This is a genomic window from Bacillus sp. Leaf49 (assembly GCF_001426125.1).
GTDB classification, from domain to species: domain Bacteria; phylum Bacillota; class Bacilli; order Bacillales; family Bacillaceae; genus Bacillus; species Bacillus altitudinis.
The window spans coordinates 478,200-497,207 of the sequence record NZ_LMRK01000001.1 but is presented as its reverse complement, the minus strand read 5'-3'; the positions used below and the strand labels follow the sequence as shown (position 1 = coordinate 497,207).

General features: G+C 38.8%; 22 protein-coding genes. All 22 read left to right on the top strand.

Annotation, left to right across the window (positions count from 1 at the left end):
* Positions 1 to 52: 52 nt before the first annotated feature.
* The 22 genes from degU to prfB all read left to right on the top strand — a co-directional run bounded on the left by degU (position 53) and on the right by prfB (position 18,982).
* Complete coding sequence (gene degU, locus ASG46_RS02620; RefSeq protein WP_008348273.1) at positions 53 to 742, top strand: two-component system response regulator DegU; 690 nt, start codon at positions 53 to 55, stop codon at positions 740 to 742.
* Between the two features lie 211 nt (positions 743 to 953).
* Positions 954 to 1,796: a DegV family protein gene (locus ASG46_RS02615; protein WP_007499966.1), complete on the top strand. Its 843-nt coding sequence runs from the start codon at positions 954 to 956 to the stop codon at positions 1,794 to 1,796.
* Between the two features lie 119 nt (positions 1,797 to 1,915).
* A complete protein-coding gene (locus ASG46_RS02610) occupies positions 1,916 to 3,295 on the top strand; it encodes a DEAD/DEAH box helicase (RefSeq protein WP_156376642.1) in 1,380 nt (459 codons plus the stop codon).
* Positions 3,296 to 3,359: 64 nt separating this feature from the next.
* The gene (locus tag ASG46_RS02605; protein ID WP_008348267.1) at positions 3,360 to 3,653 is read left to right on the top strand and encodes a late competence development ComFB family protein; all 294 of its coding nucleotides are present in this window, start codon (positions 3,360 to 3,362) and stop codon (positions 3,651 to 3,653) included.
* On the top strand, positions 3,650 to 4,336 hold the full coding sequence (locus ASG46_RS02600; RefSeq protein ID WP_200939611.1) for a ComF family protein: 687 nt from the start codon (positions 3,650 to 3,652) through the stop codon (positions 4,334 to 4,336). The genes ASG46_RS02605 and ASG46_RS02600 overlap by 4 nt, the downstream gene beginning before the upstream one ends.
* 56 nt (positions 4,337 to 4,392) lie before the next feature.
* Entirely contained in the window at positions 4,393 to 4,812 is a 420-nt protein-coding gene (locus tag ASG46_RS02595; protein ID WP_017357864.1) for a TIGR03826 family flagellar region protein, read from the top strand.
* Between the two features lie 79 nt (positions 4,813 to 4,891).
* Entirely contained in the window at positions 4,892 to 5,155 is a 264-nt protein-coding gene (gene flgM, locus ASG46_RS02590; RefSeq protein WP_003213252.1) for a flagellar biosynthesis anti-sigma factor FlgM, read from the top strand.
* 18 nt (positions 5,156 to 5,173) lie between these two features.
* Entirely contained in the window at positions 5,174 to 5,656 is a 483-nt protein-coding gene (locus tag ASG46_RS02585; protein ID WP_007499977.1) for a flagellar protein FlgN, read from the top strand.
* 15 nt (positions 5,657 to 5,671) lie between these two features.
* Positions 5,672 to 7,192: a flagellar hook-associated protein FlgK gene (flgK, locus tag ASG46_RS02580; protein ID WP_008348259.1), complete on the top strand. Its 1,521-nt coding sequence runs from the start codon at positions 5,672 to 5,674 to the stop codon at positions 7,190 to 7,192.
* An 8-nt stretch (positions 7,193 to 7,200) separates the two neighbouring features.
* Positions 7,201 to 8,112, top strand: coding sequence for a flagellar hook-associated protein FlgL (gene flgL, locus ASG46_RS02575; RefSeq protein ID WP_008348257.1), 912 nt, complete (start codon positions 7,201 to 7,203; stop codon positions 8,110 to 8,112).
* Positions 8,113 to 8,158: 46 nt separating this feature from the next.
* Positions 8,159 to 8,737, top strand: a complete 579-nt coding sequence (locus ASG46_RS02570; protein WP_017357866.1) for a DUF6470 family protein — start codon at positions 8,159 to 8,161, stop codon at positions 8,735 to 8,737.
* Positions 8,738 to 8,765: 28 nt separating this feature from the next.
* Positions 8,766 to 9,200 (top strand): flagellar assembly protein FliW, encoded by a 435-nt coding sequence (gene fliW / locus ASG46_RS02565; protein WP_056702929.1) that lies wholly within the window; start codon positions 8,766 to 8,768, stop codon positions 9,198 to 9,200.
* A complete protein-coding gene (csrA, locus tag ASG46_RS02560) occupies positions 9,194 to 9,418 on the top strand; it encodes a carbon storage regulator CsrA (protein ID WP_008348252.1) in 225 nt (74 codons plus the stop codon). The genes fliW and csrA overlap by 7 nt, the downstream gene beginning before the upstream one ends.
* 153 nt (positions 9,419 to 9,571) lie before the next feature.
* Positions 9,572 to 9,913 (top strand): flagellar protein FlaG, encoded by a 342-nt coding sequence (gene flaG, locus ASG46_RS02555; protein ID WP_017368137.1) that lies wholly within the window; start codon positions 9,572 to 9,574, stop codon positions 9,911 to 9,913.
* A gap of 20 nt (positions 9,914 to 9,933) precedes the next feature.
* Entirely contained in the window at positions 9,934 to 11,463 is a 1,530-nt protein-coding gene (locus ASG46_RS02550; protein ID WP_056702926.1) for a flagellar hook-associated protein 2, read from the top strand.
* 17 nt (positions 11,464 to 11,480) lie between these two features.
* Positions 11,481 to 11,885: a flagellar export chaperone FliS gene (gene fliS, locus ASG46_RS02545; RefSeq protein ID WP_008348247.1), complete on the top strand. Its 405-nt coding sequence runs from the start codon at positions 11,481 to 11,483 to the stop codon at positions 11,883 to 11,885.
* On the top strand, positions 11,882 to 12,223 hold the full coding sequence (locus tag ASG46_RS02540) for a flagellar protein FliT (RefSeq protein WP_008348246.1): 342 nt from the start codon (positions 11,882 to 11,884) through the stop codon (positions 12,221 to 12,223). Before fliS ends, ASG46_RS02540 begins: the two co-directional genes overlap by 4 nt.
* Positions 12,224 to 12,236: 13 nt before the next feature.
* On the top strand, positions 12,237 to 12,617 hold the full coding sequence (locus ASG46_RS02535; protein ID WP_008348244.1) for a hypothetical protein: 381 nt from the start codon (positions 12,237 to 12,239) through the stop codon (positions 12,615 to 12,617).
* A gap of 33 nt (positions 12,618 to 12,650) precedes the next feature.
* Positions 12,651 to 14,336 carry a methyl-accepting chemotaxis protein gene (locus tag ASG46_RS02530; RefSeq protein ID WP_056702921.1) on the top strand — a complete coding sequence of 562 codons (1,686 nt, stop codon included), beginning with the start codon at positions 12,651 to 12,653 and terminating at the stop codon, positions 14,334 to 14,336.
* A 189-nt stretch (positions 14,337 to 14,525) separates the two neighbouring features.
* On the top strand, positions 14,526 to 15,089 hold the full coding sequence (hpf, locus tag ASG46_RS02525) for a ribosome hibernation-promoting factor, HPF/YfiA family (RefSeq protein ID WP_007499992.1): 564 nt from the start codon (positions 14,526 to 14,528) through the stop codon (positions 15,087 to 15,089).
* A 198-nt stretch (positions 15,090 to 15,287) separates the two neighbouring features.
* Positions 15,288 to 17,813 (top strand): preprotein translocase subunit SecA, encoded by a 2,526-nt coding sequence (gene secA / locus ASG46_RS02520; protein WP_056702917.1) that lies wholly within the window; start codon positions 15,288 to 15,290, stop codon positions 17,811 to 17,813.
* A gap of 67 nt (positions 17,814 to 17,880) precedes the next feature.
* Positions 17,881 to 18,982 (top strand): peptide chain release factor 2 gene (gene prfB, locus ASG46_RS02515; RefSeq protein WP_098680723.1). Its coding sequence is split into 2 segments (ribosomal slippage): positions 17,881 to 17,952 and positions 17,954 to 18,982, totalling 1,101 coding nucleotides; the frame shifts between segments, so codons are not numbered across the junction.
* Positions 18,983 to 19,008: the final 26 nt, after the last annotated feature.

Genomic DNA, 19,008 nt, shown 5'->3' with positions numbered 1-19,008 from the left:
TATTGACCATAAAGTTCAGGTGTAGAACAATAAACATGGGGAGGCGTAGCTTGTGACTAAAGTAAATATTGTAATTATCGATGACCACCAATTATTCCGTGAAGGTGTCAAACGGATTTTAGATTTTGAACCTACTTTTGAAGTAGTTGCAGAAGGAGACGACGGTGACGAAGCTGCACGTATCGTAGAACACTATCATCCGGATGTTGTCATTATGGACATTAATATGCCGAATGTAAATGGTGTGGAGGCTACAAAACAGCTAGTAGAGCTTTATCCCGAATCAAAAGTCATTATCCTATCTATTCATGACGATGAAAACTATGTGACACATGCATTAAAAACAGGAGCAAGAGGCTACTTGTTAAAAGAAATGGATGCAGATACTCTCATTGAAGCAGTAAAAGTAGTAGCTGACGGAGGCTCTTATTTACATCCGAAAGTCACTCATAACTTAGTAAATGAATTCCGACGCTTAGCAACAAGCGGCGTTTCAGCACATCCACAGCACGAGGTATATCCTGAAATTCGCAGACCACTTCATATCTTAACAAGACGTGAATGTGAAGTTCTTCAAATGTTAGCTGACGGAAAGAGCAACAGAGGTATTGGTGAGTCGCTCTTTATTAGTGAGAAAACAGTCAAAAACCACGTGAGTAACATTTTGCAAAAAATGAATGTAAATGACCGTACTCAAGCTGTTGTTGTAGCAATTAAAAACGGCTGGGTAGAAATGAGATAATGTTCCGGACAAGTACTCCTTTTTCGCCTGTTTTTAGTTCTCTCACATTCAAGTTAGAGAGCAATGATAGGCAGGTAAGGAGTCTTTTTCGGATATAGCGGGCTTGCCTATTGATTAGGCAAGCTTTTTTGATTAGTATTATAAATCTAGTGAAAAACAATGATCATTCTTTTTTAAAAAGCAACTTAACGGATAAGGAAGGTATTTAAGAATGAAAATAGCCGTTGTAACAGACAGTACTGCTTATATACCACAAGAACTACGTGATAAACATCATATTCATATGATCCCTCTGAATGTCATCTTTGGTACTGAATCATACCGTGAAGAAGTAGAAATGGATTGGAAGACATATTATGAAGAAGTCAAGAAACATAAAGATCTTCCAACAACCTCTCAGCCTGCTTTCGGTGAACTTATAGAATTATATGAAAAACTTAGTGAAACATATGATGCTGTGATTAGTATACATCTGTCAAGCGGAATTAGTGGAACATACAATAGTGCGGCCTCAGCGAATGAACTAGTTGACGGAATCGACATTTATCCGTTTGATACAGAGACTAGCTGTATGGCGCAAGGTTTTTATGTGTTAGAAGCTGCTGAAAAAATCCAAGATGGTGCTTCTCCAGAAGAAGTGATTTCCCATCTCAATTATCTGAAAGAAAATCAAAGAGCTTATTTTATGGTAGACGATTTAACTCATTTACAACGAGGCGGCAGATTAAATGGTGCTCAGGCTTTTATTGGAAGCCTCTTAAAGGTAAAGCCTATCTTGCATTTTGACAACAAGCTAATTGTCCCTTTTGAGAAGATTCGTACACGCAAAAAAGCCATTTCACGTATTTTTGAATTATTTGATGAAGATGCATCACGTGGTGTTCCAATGAGAGCAACTCTGATACATGGTAATAGAGAAGAAGAAGCAGATGAATTAATTGCGCACTTATTAGAAAAGTATCCTCATGTTGAATTTTATAAAAGCTACTTTGGTGCCGTGATTGGCACTCATCTAGGCGAAGGCTCTTTAGCACTTGGCTGGATCATCAGATAGATATCAAAATCCCCTTTTCTCATGGAAAAGGGGATTTGTTTTTCTATTTTTACAATTAGACGAAAGGCCTTCTCTTTGTACATAATGGGTCAACATGAATGGAAAGGTAGTGCGTGAAATTGAATCTGGAAAAAGCATTGGAACTCAGTCACAAGCTACAATCAAGGCACCTTCTTCCTGTTGAATGTCAATGTACACAGTCCGAATTGGAGTGGCTGGAGAATCAAGGATTTATCCATAGAACACCTGCAGTCGATAGGGTGGCGAGTGGTTTGATCTGCTGCCGGTGCGGTGTATCAAACATGCGCTACTTTGCCCTCTCTCCGTGTGAAACATGTAAAAAAGACTGTGTATACTGTAGATCCTGCATCATGCTGGGGAAAGTAAGCGAATGTGGCTTTCTCTACGAATGGACGGGTCCACAAAAGAAAAAAACAAGACAAGTTGAATTAACATGGCAGGGAGAGCTTTCTAAAGGGCAAAAGAGAGCGTCCGATAGGCTAGTAGAAGCAATCCAAAACAAATTTGATCTGCTCGTTTGGGCTGTTTGTGGTGCGGGGAAAACGGAGGTGATTTTCCATGGAATAAAATATGCGCTAAATAACGGAATGAGTGTTTGTATTGCGACGCCTAGAACCGATGTTGTACTGGAGCTTGAACCTCGAATGAGAAAGGCATTTCAAGGACTGAATATAGCTGCACTTTATGGCGGGAGTTCTCAAAGATTTCAAATGGCACCGCTTATGATCGCTACAACCCATCAGCTAATGAGATATAAAAACGCCTTTGATGTCCTCATTGTAGACGAAGTCGATGCATTTCCTTATTCAATGGATGAACGGCTTCAGTTTGCTGTTTTAAAATCAATGAAAAAAACAGGAGTTAGAATTTACTTAAGTGCCACACCATCTAAAAAAATGCAAAAGGATGTTGCTCGTAGACAATTAGAAGCGATCAAAATTCCTCTGCGCTTCCACCAAAAACCGTTGCCTGTCCCAACATTTCAATGGGTTGGAGATTGGAAAAAGAGATTAAAAAGAAATCGGCTCCCAGCATCTACAATGAACTGGCTGCATGAACATATCACAAAGAAAAAAAGAGTGTTACTCTTTGTTCCTTCTATTTCTACTATGAAGAAGGTAACTCATATTCTTCAAGGTCAAGATGTAAATGTACAGGGTGTTTCTGCGGATGATCAAGAAAGGAAGCAAAAAGTCCAGCATTTCAGAGATCATAGATACGATGTATTGGTTACAACAACTATTCTAGAAAGAGGCGTTACCATTCAAGATGTTCAAGTGGGCGTATTAGGTGCGGAATCTCCTGTTTTTACAGAAAGTGCACTTGTTCAAATTTCTGGTAGAGCAGGGAGACATCCAGATTTTTTTAACGGAGACGTGTACTTTTTTCATTTTGGCTTAACGAGAAGTATGAAACAAGCAAAGAAACATATCGTAAAAATGAATAATACAGCTGAAAAAGAGTTTTCTGAAAAATAGTGTGGGTTCAACTAAATCATGGTACATTATATTCACAAAACACAAATGGCAGGAGAGACAAAATATGCTACTCAACGCAAAAGAAATACTACTTAAAGAAATTCTCTATCAATATCTCAACCAATTAAACATGATTTGTCATTGTGAAAAATGTATAGAAGATGTATTAGCCATTTCTCTAAATCAAGTGAAACCGCAATATATAACAGATATCGATAAAATATCCTACAGTAAATCCGAGATGGTGGATAAACAGAAAAATACAGCGATGCTCGTCATTCTGACAGAAGCTGCTTCAACGGTCACTACATATCCAAGGTGCGAAAATCATTTGCCGTTGAACAAAGAAAAGCGTTGATTTGTCCAATTTGTGAGAGCCATTTTGTGGCTGATTTTACATGGAAATCATTCCTACTATTAAATGAAGATCGTTTATGTGTAGCATGTAAGAACCACCTGATGAAGATTCAAGGTCCTACTTGTCCCAAATGCGGAAGAGCGCAATCAAATGATCAATTGTGTCAAGATTGTTCAAGGTGGAATAAACGACGGGATTTTGCTGAGATTCTTGTAATGAATCGGTCTGTTTATGCTTACAACGACTTTATGAAAGATATTCTAGCTCGATTTAAATTTCGAGGTGATACGGCTTTAGCTGATCTATTTAAAAAAGATGTACAGTCAGCGTTTAAACGTTCTTTTTCAATCAAAGAACCGGTGCTTGTCCCAATTCCTTTGAGTAAAGAGAGATTAAAGGAAAGAGGATTCAATCAGTCAATGATGCTTGCTTCCATGATTGGCGGACCTATATTGGAGCCACTTATAAAAGTACATCAAAGGAAGCAGTCTAAGAAAAGAAAAAATGAACGTTTACATCAACAGAATTTGTTCCAATTAAGGCAGTCAAACCCGATCGTTCCAAGGGATATCATATTAATCGATGATATTTATACAACTGGGGCGACAGTCTATCATGCAGCAAAAATTTTAAAAGACGCAGGCGCCAAAAGTGTTTCCTCTTTTACGTTGATTCGTAGTTAAAAATCATGACAATCAACCGATATTAAGAAAAGAAAATAACGTAAGGGGTTTTGGTTATGAATCAATTGGCAAACTGTCCACAATGTAATCAGTTATTTTTAAAAACCACCATCCAAACGGTTTGTAACAAATGCTTTGAAGAAGAAGAACGTTCTTTTGATATCGTTTATAAATTCTTGCGTAAGCAAAGTAATAGACAATCAACCATTGCTGAAATAGTAGACGCAACAGAAGTTGATGAAGAATTAATCCTGAAATTTATCCGTTTGAAAAGACTTCAAATTAGTCAATTCCCGAATATCAACTATCCTTGTGAAAGATGCGGCCAACCGATCAGGAAAAACAAGCTGTGTAGCCATTGTGAAAAGGATATAAAGACACAAATCAGCCAAATGGACCAAGAAGAAGAGCGTAAAAGGGAGATTGAATCTAGGAAAAAAGACACCTATTATGCCATTAATCCTAAAAACGACTGATTCCCTAAACTAAGTTGCAGTTTGGTCGATAAAATGGATAGAATCAAGACAGACTGTAACGGAAAGCGAGAGGAATCCCGTGAAAATTAATCGATATGGAACACAACCAGTAAATCCTTACAAGAAAACATATGAGAAACAAACGTTGCAATCGAATCAAGCAAAATCAACTGACAAAGTCGAAATTTCTAAAAAGGCAATCGAAATGCAAAAGGTGCCGAATATCATGAAAGAACGTCAAGATAAAATAGACCAAATTAAAAAAAGCATTGAAGCCGGAACATATCAAGTAGATACAAAAGGCATTGCAGATAAAATGCTGAATTTTTATAAACAACAATAACAAAAGGGAGTAGCGTGAATGTCAGTAAAAATAATGATTGAAGAACTGCACCGTCTCTACGGATTACATGAACAGCTTCTAAAGCTGTCTAAGAATAAAACAGAAATGCTGAAAAATAATGAGATCGATGCTCTTTCAGAGGTTCTGAACCTTGAGCAAAAATATATTCAGGCCATTTCACAATTAGAAGAAAAGCGGATTGAAGCAGCAGTTCAATTTTTACAAAGTGATCAATCGCCGACAATCACCGCATGTATCGAAAAAGCTACAGGAACGGATCAAGAAGAGCTTATTTCGTTATATGAGAAGCTGAATGACATCATGGTGGAACTGAAAGATGTAAACGAACTGAACAAACAGCTTATTCAGCAGTCACTTCAATTTATTTCACTGACATTCGATCTTGTGAATCCTAACAAAGAAAATATGAATTACGGACAAAATGGTCTTGAGAGTTCAAAGCCTAAACAGCATAGGGCTTTGTTTGATTCAAAGGCGTAAACAAGGAGGATATCTATGGGTTCTACATTCATGGGACTAGAAACGGCAAAAAGAGGAATCACAGCCCAGCGTGCAGGGCTTTATGTCACATCAAACAACGTATCCAATGCAAATACTGATGGCTACTCAAGACAAAGAGTTACCTTTAAAGCAGAGAATCCTTACCCAGTGATTTCTGTTTATGATGGCAAGACATACGGCCAAATGGGGACAGGTGTCCAAGTTGGAACTGTTGAAAGAATTCGAGACAGCTTTTTAGATCTTCAGTATAGAGATCATAACAATAATTTGTCTTATTATGCGACGAAGTCTGATGCTCTTTCACAAATGGAAGGAGTGATGAATGATTTGACAGATGAAGGCTTGAATAGAGCCTTCGATAATCTCTGGAAATCATTACAAGTCTTATCGGAATCGAAAAATGCTGATACTGCTTCAGCCCGTACAGTTGTTAAGACAAGTGCTCAGGCTTTAGTAGATCAATTCCGCCTGCTAAATTCTTCTTTAACAACGATACAAAAGAATTTAAAAACTGAACTTGATTCAACGGCAAAAAATGTGAACACCCTATTAACTCAAATTGATGAAGTGAATAAACAGATTGCAACAGTTGAGCCAAATGGTTATCTTCCCAATGATCTTTATGATACGCGCGACGCTCTTATAGATCAGCTTTCCTCACTTGTTGATATTAAAGTGAGCTACAACCCTTCTGGAGGAAATGCTCTGGAAATTGCTGAAGGAACCGTTAACATCGACATTATCGGTGCTAATGGACAATCTGCTGGAACAATTTTAAATGGCATTACCAATGAAAAATCTGAATTGCAACTTTCCTATGATAATACGACGGGACTTGTTAACTCACTCCAATTTGGAACGACAACCATCGCAGCTGATCAATTACAAGTGAATGGTAAAGTGAAAGCACTTGTTGAGGCGTATGGCTACATGTCTAATGGAGATGAAAAAGGCATGTACCCGGATATGCTTGCTGAGCTGGATGAAGTAGCAAAAGTATTTATGGATACTTTTAACGACGTCCATAAGCAAGGGTACACGTTAAATGGCACAAGTGGACAAGACTTTTTCGATATTGAGAATAACAATGATTTGAATAAAGGCTTGGCAGCACGTATCAAAGTGAGTGACGTGATTTTAGCATCGACAGATAACATTGCTGCATCTCTTAATCAAACGCAAGGTGATGGTTCGAATGCTACGAAATTAGCTAATATTCAAAACTTAAAATTGCCAATCGGCGGAACTACCACTACGATTCAGGATTACTATCAGAATGTTATTGCTGAAATGGGGATACAAGCTAAAAAGAACATGACCCTTGAAAGCAGTTCAGCTGCTCTTGTGAATTCAGCCAATGAACGCAGGATGTCAACTAGTGCTGTATCTATAGATGAAGAAATGACGAACATGATTCAATTTCAGCATGCGTATAATGCAGCAGCAAGAATTATGACGATGCAAGACGAAGTATTAGATAAAATAATAAACGGCATGGGAGTCGTAGGAAGGTAAGGTAACTGATGCGAGTCACGCAAAGTATGATTTCTCAAAATTCACTTCGAAATATTAGTAAAAGTTATGAAAAACTCTCTAAAATTAATGAGCAGGCACAGTCTGGAAAACGTTTCACAAAAACGTCTGATGATCCTGTGGCAGCAGTGAAAAGTCTTCAGTATAGTACAGCCATGTTTCGAAATGAGCAATACCAAACTAATTTAAATGAGGCACGAAACTGGATTGATACATCTGAAACAAGTGTCACTGAAATCATTGATATCATGTCGAATATACGAGATAAAGTACTCGATGCGGCCAATGGAACAAAACAGCCAGAAGATTTAGCTGCTATCGGGGTAGAAATTGGTCAGATGAAGAATCAAATCATTGATGCAATGAACACGCAGATGTTAGGTAAGTTTGTTTTTAATGGGACGAATACAAATGTTAAACCAGTTGTAGAGAATGCAGATGGTACATTTACATTTAACTTTGAAAACTATACAGATGCAAACGTGGTTCAATCGAACATTTCTGATGGAATCACATTAAATGTGAATTCAAATCCTCTTTCAGCTTTTGGTGGGCAATCTGCCAGTGGTCAAAATGTCATTGAAATGCTGACTGATTTAGAAAACTCATTAAAAAATGGAACGTTTACAAATTCAGATGATGCATTAGGAAATATCGATCAGTTTAAAGAAGTGATGAGTGCTGAGCGTTCAGATCTTGGGGCTAGATCCAATCGTATCGACTTAGTCGGGAGCCGTTTGACTTCGCAATTTGAAGTGCTGAAAAAGGCTAAATCAGATGCCGAAGATGTAGAAAGTGAAAAAGCCATTCTTGATCTTCTTCAACAAGAGACTGTGAATAGAGCTGCTTTAGCGACGACAGCTAAAGTGATTCAGCCATCCCTTGTCGATTTCTTAAGATAAGAAAAAGCATCCGTTGGGTGCTTTTTTGCATCATGGAGGTGAACCTATGCAAATTCCTAAATTGTTAATGGAGCAAACTTATGCGAAGCTACAAATGTCGACAACCCCTTCCAAGCAAGAAGTAGAGCAGCCAAGAGCGGAGCTTGAGATTCAGCAGCCAAGAGCTGTCATGAATATCACAAGGACACCGTCGAAATTAACCATAGATCAAACCGAGGCATTTGCCGATATGGATATTAAGTCGATTTTTAGGCGTTCAGAGGAATGGGCGGCTGAGGGGAAACGTGCGATTGGAGAAGGAATGGGGCGTAGAGCGGAAGAAGGAAGTGAACTCATCAAGATCGAGAATGGTGGGAATGCGATTGCTGAGTTTGCGAAAATCAATGGCGGTCCTTCAGCAAAACAATTCAACATCGGTGTGATTCCTTCATTTTTTAGTGTGAAAATTCACTATCAGCCATCTGAACTTAAAATTGATGTGGAGCCGCAAAAAGCTATTATAGAGGCAACACCTCATAAACCAATTGTTAACTACGAGCCAGGTAAAGTTCATATTGATATGTTACAATACCCAGAATTAAAAATAGAAGTTGACGAAACAGGTCAAAATGGTGATAAGGTATAGTTAAGAAAAATGAAAAAGGTCGTGAATTATGATCATTCAAACAAAATACCATGGTGAAGTGACGATTAAAGAGGAGCAAATCATTCACTTCTCTAATGGGATACCAGGATTTCTGGATCAAAAACAATTTGTCATTTTACCTTTATCAGAGGAATCCCCATTTTTAGTTCTTCAATCTTTGAAAAATGCAGAACTAGGCTTTATTGTCAGCAGCCCATTTTTGTTCTTCAATCAATATGAATTTGACTTAGAAGAATCGGTTGTAGACATTCTTGGGGTAGAAGATGCCAATGATGTGGAAGTCATGGTTATTTTAACAATGGGATCTTCTATTGAAAAAACTACAGCCAATTTAAGAGCGCCTATTATTGTGAATCGGAAAAACATGAAAGCCAAGCAGGTCATTGTGCATGATTCAGCCTATCATACAAAACATTTGCTAGAGGTGGCTTCCTCATGTTAGTTCTATCTCGTAAATTAAATCAATCGATTCAAATAGGCGACGATATTGAAGTTAAAATTATTGCGATTGAAGGCGACCAAGTAAAAGTCGGAATTGAGGCTCCTAAGCATATTGATATTCACAGGAAGGAAGTATACCTGTCTATTCAAGAAGAAAACAGCCGTGCTGCTAGCTTGTCCTTTGATCTACTTTCTCAATTATCCTCACAAAAAAAGTGAGGATTTTTTTATCCTATTTGTCTATCCTCCTCCGTGTGAAACCGTAGAAGTACACCATCTATATGAAACTTTAACAAATCGGGCCATCTATATTTAATTTAATAATTCAAAGCCGATATAAAAGATAGATCAAAGCACAGGAGCTGAATAACTATGTCTGTTGGTAAGTTGACTTCGATAGAGCCACTGATTGATGCATTTCAAACCCGTGTTACGAATCATCAGAATGATAATGCAAACAACGATTTACAAGCAAATGGAAAAGTCGTTTCAAAAGAAGAAATTGAAAAAACGCTTCAAGGAGCAAATAAGCTGATTGAACCTACTCAATTTCATCTTCAATTTGAATTACATGAAAAACTCAATGAATATTATGTCAAAGTCGTAGATAACCAAACTGAAGAAGTCATTAGAGAGATTCCTTCCAAAGAATGGCTTGATTTCTATGCGGCAATGACAGAGATTGTCGGTTTATTTGTCGATAAAAGAATGTAATTGAAGGGAGAACATAAACCATGGTTAATCGAATTACTGGATTTTCTAATGTATTTGATATTGATGAAATCGTCTCAAAGTTAATGAAAACTGAGCAAGCACCACTTGATAAAATGACACGACAGAAACAAACACTTGAATGGCAAAGAGACAGCTATCGCGAGGTCAATTCAAAGGTTAAAGAGTTAGATGATTTGATCAACAGTTTAAACTTAACGCGTCCAAGTACATATGGCGCAAAAAAGGTCACAAGCTCCAATGAATCTGCTGTCACAGCAACTGGCTCAACAAATGCTGCCTCTGGCTCAATTAATGTGACCCAACTAGCGACAGCATCCGTATTCAAATCTTCTAGTCCATCTGGATTTACTGCTTCAAACGGTACGTTTACGTTTGAGGTGACGACACCAGATTCTACAACACCTAAAACAGTGACCATTAAAACAACTGATACAGATACTCTTGATACAATCGTGACAAAATTGAACAGCTCTCAACTTGGTGTCACGGCTTATAAAGGCCAGATCTATGATGGAACCAACTACGTAGATACGATCGCTCTGACTTCGCGTACGACTGGTGAAGGTGTCAGTATTAAGGCAGCGGATGGTAATTCTGCTTCATTTTTAACGCAATTAGGCTTCCAAGTGGATGGAGATAATAAATTAGTTGCGACTACTCAAGGGCAGAAAGCGCAATACGAAATTAATGGTCTCAAAATGGAAAATAACAATAATACTTTCACGCAGGCTGGTATCACATATGAGCTGAAAGGAACAACAGATAAGCCTGTCAGCTTGAACGTTTCAACAGATGTCGATGCCATCTTTGATAAAATTAAACAATTTGTTGATAAATACAACGAACTCGTTGAATTGGTCAATGGTAAAGTGAATGAAAAACGAAATAGAGACTATCAGCCATTAACGGCTGAAGAGAAAAAAGCCATGTCTGAAAAAGAAATTGAGTTATGGGAAACAACAGCTAAATCGGGCTTGCTGAGAAGTGATTCTATTTTACGAGGTGGTGCCTCTAAAATAAGAAGTGATTTTTATGCTGATATTACGACAAGTGATGGGAATAAAATTCACCTGACACAAATCGGTATTTCTACATCATCTTCGTATAAAGATGGCGGGAAGCTTGAATTAATTAAGGATACGAATGGAATAGAGAAATTAAGAAAAGCCATTGAAGAAGACCCAGACAAGGTAAGGCAAATGTTTATCTCTGGTTCTTTAAATGTTGATTCTAAAGACAAAGACAAAGCACAGCAGCAATATAAAGAACAAGGAATCATCTATCGCGTCAAAAATTCCTTATCAGCCTTCACGAAGAGTATTCAAACAAAAGCTGGTAGTACAACAATGGAGCTAAAAGAATATGGACTTGGTAAGGATTTAGATTCTTTGGCAAAACGAATGGATACATTCCAAGATCGTTTAAAAATGGTGGAAGCTCGTTACTACAAAAAGTTTAACGCCATGGATAGTGCGATTCAAAAGCTAAACAACCAATCTGGCTATCTTTCTCAACTGCTTGGACAATAATTGGAGGTTTATAACATATGGCAATTCAGAACCCTTATGCCGCCTATCAGAAAAATTCTATTGAGACCGCAACACCGGCCGAGTTAACGCTTATGCTTTATGAAGGATGCTTAAAGTTTATTAGACTAGCAAAGCATGGCATTCAAAAAGAAGATGCTGAAATGAGAAACTTGAACCTGAAAAAGGCTCAAAACATCATCCAAGAATTAAATGTCACCTTAAATCGTACGTATGATGTATCAAAGAGCATGGCAAGTATGTATGACTACATCTATCGAAGACTGATTGAAGCCAATCTGCAAAATGACGAAGAGATCCTGAATGAAGTAGAGCAATATGTGACTGATTTCCGAGATGCTTGGAAGGAAGTCATTCAAACCGATCGAAAAGGTCGTCACCACTCTATTGGGGGATCTCTATGAGTATTGTGGACCAACTGCACGACCAAACGTTAAAAATGGCAGCGGAAATAGAGGCCAATCCGCAAAGCGAAACACTCGTTGAAGACTTTGATGCTTTTTTAGTTGAGAGAGACGAACTAATGAGAGACATTCAACATGAGCTTTCCGTTCAAGAAAAAGAGAAAATCAAAGAAATCATTCAAACAGATCAACTGATGGCCAAGCAATTAACGGAGATTCAAAATGGGATCAAGGCAGATATTCAAGCCATTCAACGTAAGAAAACAAAACAGCTGAATTATCAAAATCCGTATCAGCCCATGACAAGTGACGGCGTATACTACGATAAACGGAAATAAATAGGTGAGACCTGTGGCGTATCGTTCAGATGACTATATTTTATTAACCACATATTATGATCTTCTATATACGATAGAAGAGAGTCTAAAATATTTAGATGAAATTGAGAAGGATTTCGCTAAAACAGAAGGGGATCGGATCTTTAATGATCTGATCCATGCCTTCTTTCATTTAGAGACAACACATCCGCTTCTGCTTTCGATTATTGAAAATGAGCACTTTGCCAAGACGATTCGATCGTTTGACCAAATTTTTTTAAGTTTCGATATACTAGCTTTCTATACATTCCCTTCAAATCACTTCCAGTCATTCCTTACATCATATTTTATACCTGAATATAGAAAGTGGATGGATGAAATACATGCCTGTATGAGGCCGTATGTCATTCATTAATTTTTGTTCAATTCAGACCATTCGGAGGAATTTATGAGACTAAAAAATCAATTTTTATTTGGGCTTATTGTCATATGTGTATTGTTTGTCAGTATTTTAGGATTTTCTAGCTTTATCTATTACAAAACAGATCAATCGTATAAAGCACTTCTCACCAAAGAAGTAAAGCTGTACCAGACCTCACTGGAATTAGAGGCACTGCTACAAAAGCAGGAAGCACAAATCAAAACGTATGTGGTTGTGCAGGATAGGAAAGTCTCACAAAATATTGAAGATACCTATGTTGATATTAATAAAAAAACAGGTGATGCTTTAAAACTGAGTACAGTCAAACAAGCAAAAAAATTGTTAGAAAAGATTTCTCAGAAGAATGAGCTTTATTATGAATCCACGAAAAGGCTATTTATCTCATTGAATACCAACAATCAAAAAGAATTCAACACCCGCCTCAGTCAAGAATTACAACCTATCGAACAAGAAATACATACCTTTACAAAAGAATTTGCTCAAACACAATTGAAACAGCGGGATCAAAAAATCAGTCAGCTCAATGAAGAAAGTAACCAATTATTGCTGACGCTTATTCTCGTTAGCGCAGCGATTATAGTCGGCTTTTTAGTCATTGGCACAAGGTTTGTTCATCGTATGACAAAACCGATTGTCTCTGTCACACATGCAGCAAGAAGAATGGCAGATGGTGACCTCACACTTGAAGAGATTGAAGTAACCTCTAAAAATGAAATTGGCCAGCTCGGTACGGCTTTTAACCAAATGACAGCTCATTTGCGTCAGCTCATCTTACAGGTGCAAAACGGGTCAAGGCAATTAGCTGATTCTGCTGCTCAATTTGAAGAAACCATCAGTCAAACCATTTCGGCTAGTGAACAGACGTCTAGCTCGATTGAACAGGTCAGTGAAGCTTCACGTGAACAATCGGATGCAGTAGGAAAAGTAGCTTCGGCGATTCAAGAAGTCTCGACTGGTATGCATAATGCCGCTGAACATACGTCTGATGTTTCGGGTCACTCAATTTCAGTGACTGAAAAGGCTGAAGAGGGCGCATCCCTCATTCAACAATTTGTGAAACAAATGAGTTCTATTAAGGAATCTGTGAATGAACATCATTCTACAATGGCCAATGTACAAGTACAGTTTACCGGCATTCAAGACCTGCTGGGGAATATTCATGCCATTGCAGATCAGACAAATTTACTTGCTTTAAACGCAGCCATTGAAGCAGCAAGGGCTGGGGAACATGGACGAGGTTTTGCGGTTGTTGCAGATGAAGTCAGAAAGCTGGCGGAAGAATCAAGTCAGCTGACTGATCAAATTAGTCAGCTACTCGCCAACGTGAACAAAGATACTGAAAGATCTTCTCAATCTATGACGAAAGTGGAACGAGATGTAGCAGAAGGTGTGAAAGTATCGCAATTGTCTGAACAGAGCTTTCAAGAAATTCTGGAATCCATCCGTGATATCTCGATGAAAGCAGAGGAGCTTTCTGCCACGACAGAGCAAATCTCAGCTAGTACAGAAGAAATTTCTCAAACAGTTGGTGTGATAGAAGAAGGAGCCAAGCGAAATTCTCAGGAAACAGAGTACATGTCGGCGGCTGTTGAAGAATCACTAGCGGCGAATGAGGAAATGAAAGCAGCTGCGGAAGATTTAAAATCTTTGTCTCAATCACTGAAAACATCTATTTCATCTTTCAAGATTTAACAGTGCGATGGTCTTTTTCAAGAATCAATCGAATATATATTCATCACCTATCAAGTAAAAGCTGAAGCACCGCAGGATTCGACAAATTTCAATAAAAATTCACATTTTTTTTACGTTTGAGCAGGAGAAAAGGAGGGAAAAGTAGAAATAAGTTTACATATCCTTAATTTTAAAGGAGGCGTTCTTTACATGAATTACAATGTCCGAGGAGAAAACATCGAAGTAACACCTGCACTAAGAGATCATGTCGAGAAAAAAATTGGAAAGCTGGAGCGTTATTTTGAGTCAGATGTTGATGCTTCAGTCAACGTGAACTTGAAATTTTACAACGATCAAGAATCTAAAGTTGAGGTTACCATTCCAATGACTGATCTAGCACTTCGAGCAGAGGTGCATAATGAGGATATGTACAATGCAGTAGACCTAGCAACCAGTAAATTAGAACGTCAAATTAGAAAACATAAAACGAAAGTGAACCGTAAATTCCGTGAGCAAGGTGCGAAAAAGCATTTATTTGCTGGAGGAAACGGTGCGTCGGAAGTAGCAGTTCAAGATGACGAAGAGATTGATGAAACAGAAATCGTCAGACAAAAACGCTTCAATTTAAAACCAATGGATAGCGAAGAGGCCATTCTCCAAATGAACATGTTAGGTCACAGTTTCTTTGTCTTCACAAATGCTGAGACAAATTTGACCAATGTGGTATACCGCCGAAATGACGGTAAATATGGACTCATTGAGCCGAACGCTTAATCATTCGTTCCTTTTGATCCGAAAATGACCTAAAAAAAGTAAACCCGCTCCCTTCATTAGGGGCGGGTTTTTTGTGCTAAATCATTGCAAATTCTTTGGAAATCAAGGAAGGTATGGTATGATAAATGCAGGTAAATATGGACCTGTCAAACTTTTGGACATGCCGAAAAATTGCATGAAATAGAGGAGCGTTATTATATGCTTGGAATCTTAAACAAAGTGTTTGATCCTACGAAACGTACGATCAGCCGATATGAAAAAAAGGCAAATGAAATCGAAGCTCTCGCTCAAGATTTTGAGAAATTATCTGACGAGGCTTTACGAAATAAAACGATCGAATTTAAAGAAAAACTTGAAAAAGGACAATCTGTAGACGACCTTTTGGTTGAAGCATTTGCAACGGTTCGTGAGGCTTCCCGCCGCGTGACAGGAATGTTCCCATTTAAGGTGCAGCTCATGGGGGGGATTGCCCTACATGAAGGGAATATCTCTGAGATGAAAACAGGTGAAGGTAAAACGTTGACATCAACGATGCCTGTTTATTTGAATGCTCTTTCTGGAAAAGGCGTCCACATTGTGACAGTCAACGAATATTTGGCAAGTCGTGATGCAGAGGAAATGGGCAAGATTTTTGAATTTCTTGGCTTAACGGTTGGCTTAAACTTAAACAGTTTAGACAAAGATGAAAAAAGAGAAGCGTACGCTGCTGATATCACGTATTCAACAAACAATGAGCTTGGCTTTGATTATTTACGAGATAACATGGTGCTGTATAAAGAGCAAATGGTTCAAAGACCACTTCATTATGCCGTCATCGATGAAGTTGACTCCATCTTAATTGATGAAGCGAGAACACCTCTTATTATTTCTGGACAAGCTGCAAAATCGACGAAACTTTACGTACAAGCAAATGCCTTTGTTCGTACGTTAAAAATAGAAGACGATTTCACTTATGATATTAAAACAAAAAGTGTACAGCTGACTGAAAGCGGAATGACGAAGGCGGAAAAAGCATTTGGCATCGAGAACTTGTTTGATGTCAAACATGTTGCTCTTAACCACCATATCGCGCAGGCTCTTAAGGCACATGTTGCGATGCAAAAAGACGTTGATTATGTTGTGGAAGATGGTCAAGTCGTCATCGTTGACTCCTTCACAGGACGTTTAATGAAAGGACGTCGCTATAGTGAAGGTCTGCACCAAGCCATTGAAGCAAAAGAAGGTCTTGAAGTGCAGAATGAAAGCATGACACTTGCAACCATTACGTTCCAGAACTATTTCCGTATGTATGAAAAGCTATCTGGTATGACAGGTACAGCGAAAACGGAAGAAGAGGAATTCCGTAACATTTACAATATGCAGGTTGTCACAATCCCAACCAATAAACCGGTTGTGCGTGATGACAGACCTGATTTAATCTACCGTACAATGGATGGCAAATTTAAAGCAGTAGCTGAAGACGTCGCACAGCGTTATATGACAGGACAGCCGGTCCTTGTCGGAACTGTTGCGGTTGAGACATCTGAATTGATTTCAAAACTGCTTAAAAATAAAGGCATCCCTCATCAAGTGTTAAACGCGAAAAACCATGAGCGTGAAGCACAAATTATTGAGGAAGCTGGACAAAAAGGTGCCGTCACAATTGCGACAAACATGGCGGGACGTGGAACAGACATCAAGCTTGGCGAAGGTGTGAAAGAACTAGGCGGTCTTGCTGTTATTGGGACAGAGCGTCATGAATCACGCCGTATCGATAACCAGCTCCGTGGTCGTTCTGGTCGTCAAGGAGACCCAGGGATTACTCAATTCTATCTCTCAATGGAAGATGAATTGATGCGCCGATTTGGTGCAGAGCGGACAATGGCGATGCTTGATCGCTTCGGTATGGATGACTCTACTCCAATTCAAAGTAAAATGGTCTCAAAAGCTGTTGAATCTTCTCAAAAACGTGTTGAGGGGAATAACTTTGATTCCCGTAAGCAGCTTCTGCAATATGATGATGTTCTTCGTCAACAGCGTGAAGTCATTTACAAACAGCGTTTTGAAGTCATCGATTCTGATAACTTGAAATCGATTGTGATCAATATGATTCAATCGTCTATTGAGCGGGCTGTTGGATCTTACACGCCGAAAGAAGAACTTCCAGAAGAATGGAAAATAGATGGTCTTGTTGAATTAATCAACACGAACTATTTAGATGAAGGTGCCATTTCGGTCAAAGATATCTTCGGTAAAGAAGCAGATGAGATCACCGAATTCATCATGGAGCGGATTAAAGAGAAATATGATGCAAAAGAAGAGACATTTGGCGATGAACAAATGCGTGAATTTGAAAAAGTCATCGTTCTTCGTGCAGTAGATTCTAAGTGGATGGATCATATCGATGCAATGGATCAGCTGCGTCAAGGAATCCATTTACGTGCATATGCACAAACCAATCCGCTTCGTGAGTATCAAATGGAAGGTTTTGCGATGTTTGAGCATATGGTCGCTTCAATTGAAGATGACGTCGCTAAATATGTGCTAAAATCAGAAATCCAAAACAACCTAGAACGTGAAGAAGTCGTTCAAGGACAAACAACTGCTCATCAACCTCAAGAAGGCGATGAGGAGAAAACAGTGAAGAAAAAGCCGGTGCGTAAAGTGGTGGATATCGGAAGAAACTCACCGTGTCACTGCGGAAGCGGCAAGAAATATAAAAATTGTCATGGGAAGACAGAATAAGTAATGGAAAGAGGTGAAAACCTCTTTCTATTCATGTCAGCCCCCATACATCTATGAGGTGAAGGATATGGAATTAGTAGAAATTAGACAAGAGCTTGAAAATATGGCTAGCAGGCTAGCTGATTTTAGGGGGTCTCTTTGACCTCGATACAAAAGAAGCGAAAATTGCAGAGCTTGAGGCCACGATGTCAGAGGCTGACTTTTGGAATGACCAGCAAAAAGCGCAAGGTGTCATTAATGAAGCCAATGCACTGAAGGATTATGTGAATACATATCATGAGCTCAGTGAATCTCATGATGAGCTGCAAATGACGCATGATTTATTAAAAGAAGACTACGATGAGGATCTTCATGCAGAGCTTGAAAAAGAGCTGAAGAACTTAACAAAACAATTTAACGAGTTTGAATTGCAGCTTCTTTTAAGTGAACCGTATGACAAAAACAATGCCATTCTTGAGCTTCACCCGGGTGCAGGTGGAACGGAATCACAGGACTGGGGATCGATGCTCCTCAGAATGTATACCCGCTGGGCAGAGCGCAGAGGCTTTAAGGTTGAAACCCTTGATTATCTTCCAGGGGATGAAGCGGGAATTAAGTCTGTGACATTGCTGATTAAAGGACATAACGCTTACGGTTACTTAAAAGCAGAAAAAGGTGTCCATCGTTTAGTCCGTATTTCTCCATTTGATTCATCTGGCCGTAGACACACATCTTTCGTTTCCTGTGATGTCATGCCAGAATTTAATGAAGAAATTGATATCGATATTCGTACAGAGGATATTAAGGTGGATACGTATCGTGCAAGTGGTGCAGGGGGTCAGCACGTCAATACGACGGACTCTGCGGTTCGTATCACACACATCCCAACAAATGTCGTCGTGACGTGCCAAACGGAAAGATCCCAAATCAAAAACAGAGAACGTGCAATGAAAATGCTGAAATCTAAGCTTTATCAAAAACGGATCGAAGAACAGCAGGCGGAATTGGATGAAATCAGAGGAGAACAGAAAGAAATTGGCTGGGGAAGCCAAATTCGCTCGTATGTCTTCCACCCATATTCCCTTGTGAAAGACCATCGTACCAACACGGAGATGGGAAATGTTCAAGCGGTGATGGATGGAGATTTAGATTCCTTTATCGATGCGTATTTACGTTCAAAATTATCATAAAAACTCGGCTTCTTGCCGGGTTTTTT

Coding starts and splice junctions, on each gene's coding strand:
- ASG46_RS02615 (WP_007499966.1), top strand. CDS start 954: ATGAAAATAGCCGTTGTAACAGACAGTACTGCTTATATACCACAAGAA.
- ASG46_RS02605 (WP_008348267.1), top strand. CDS start 3,360: ATGCTACTCAACGCAAAAGAAATACTACTTAAAGAAATTCTCTATCAA.
- ASG46_RS02595 (WP_017357864.1), top strand. CDS start 4,393: ATGAATCAATTGGCAAACTGTCCACAATGTAATCAGTTATTTTTAAAA.
- ASG46_RS02585 (WP_007499977.1), top strand. CDS start 5,174: ATGTCAGTAAAAATAATGATTGAAGAACTGCACCGTCTCTACGGATTA.
- flgK (WP_008348259.1), top strand. CDS start 5,672: ATGGGTTCTACATTCATGGGACTAGAAACGGCAAAAAGAGGAATCACA.
- flgL (WP_008348257.1), top strand. CDS start 7,201: ATGCGAGTCACGCAAAGTATGATTTCTCAAAATTCACTTCGAAATATT.
- ASG46_RS02570 (WP_017357866.1), top strand. CDS start 8,159: ATGCAAATTCCTAAATTGTTAATGGAGCAAACTTATGCGAAGCTACAA.
- fliW (WP_056702929.1), top strand. CDS start 8,766: ATGATCATTCAAACAAAATACCATGGTGAAGTGACGATTAAAGAGGAG.
- csrA (WP_008348252.1), top strand. CDS start 9,194: ATGTTAGTTCTATCTCGTAAATTAAATCAATCGATTCAAATAGGCGAC.
- flaG (WP_017368137.1), top strand. CDS start 9,572: ATGTCTGTTGGTAAGTTGACTTCGATAGAGCCACTGATTGATGCATTT.
- ASG46_RS02550 (WP_056702926.1), top strand. CDS start 9,934: ATGGTTAATCGAATTACTGGATTTTCTAATGTATTTGATATTGATGAA.
- fliS (WP_008348247.1), top strand. CDS start 11,481: ATGGCAATTCAGAACCCTTATGCCGCCTATCAGAAAAATTCTATTGAG.
- ASG46_RS02540 (WP_008348246.1), top strand. CDS start 11,882: ATGAGTATTGTGGACCAACTGCACGACCAAACGTTAAAAATGGCAGCG.
- ASG46_RS02530 (WP_056702921.1), top strand. CDS start 12,651: ATGAGACTAAAAAATCAATTTTTATTTGGGCTTATTGTCATATGTGTA.
- hpf (WP_007499992.1), top strand. CDS start 14,526: ATGAATTACAATGTCCGAGGAGAAAACATCGAAGTAACACCTGCACTA.
- secA (WP_056702917.1), top strand. CDS start 15,288: ATGCTTGGAATCTTAAACAAAGTGTTTGATCCTACGAAACGTACGATC.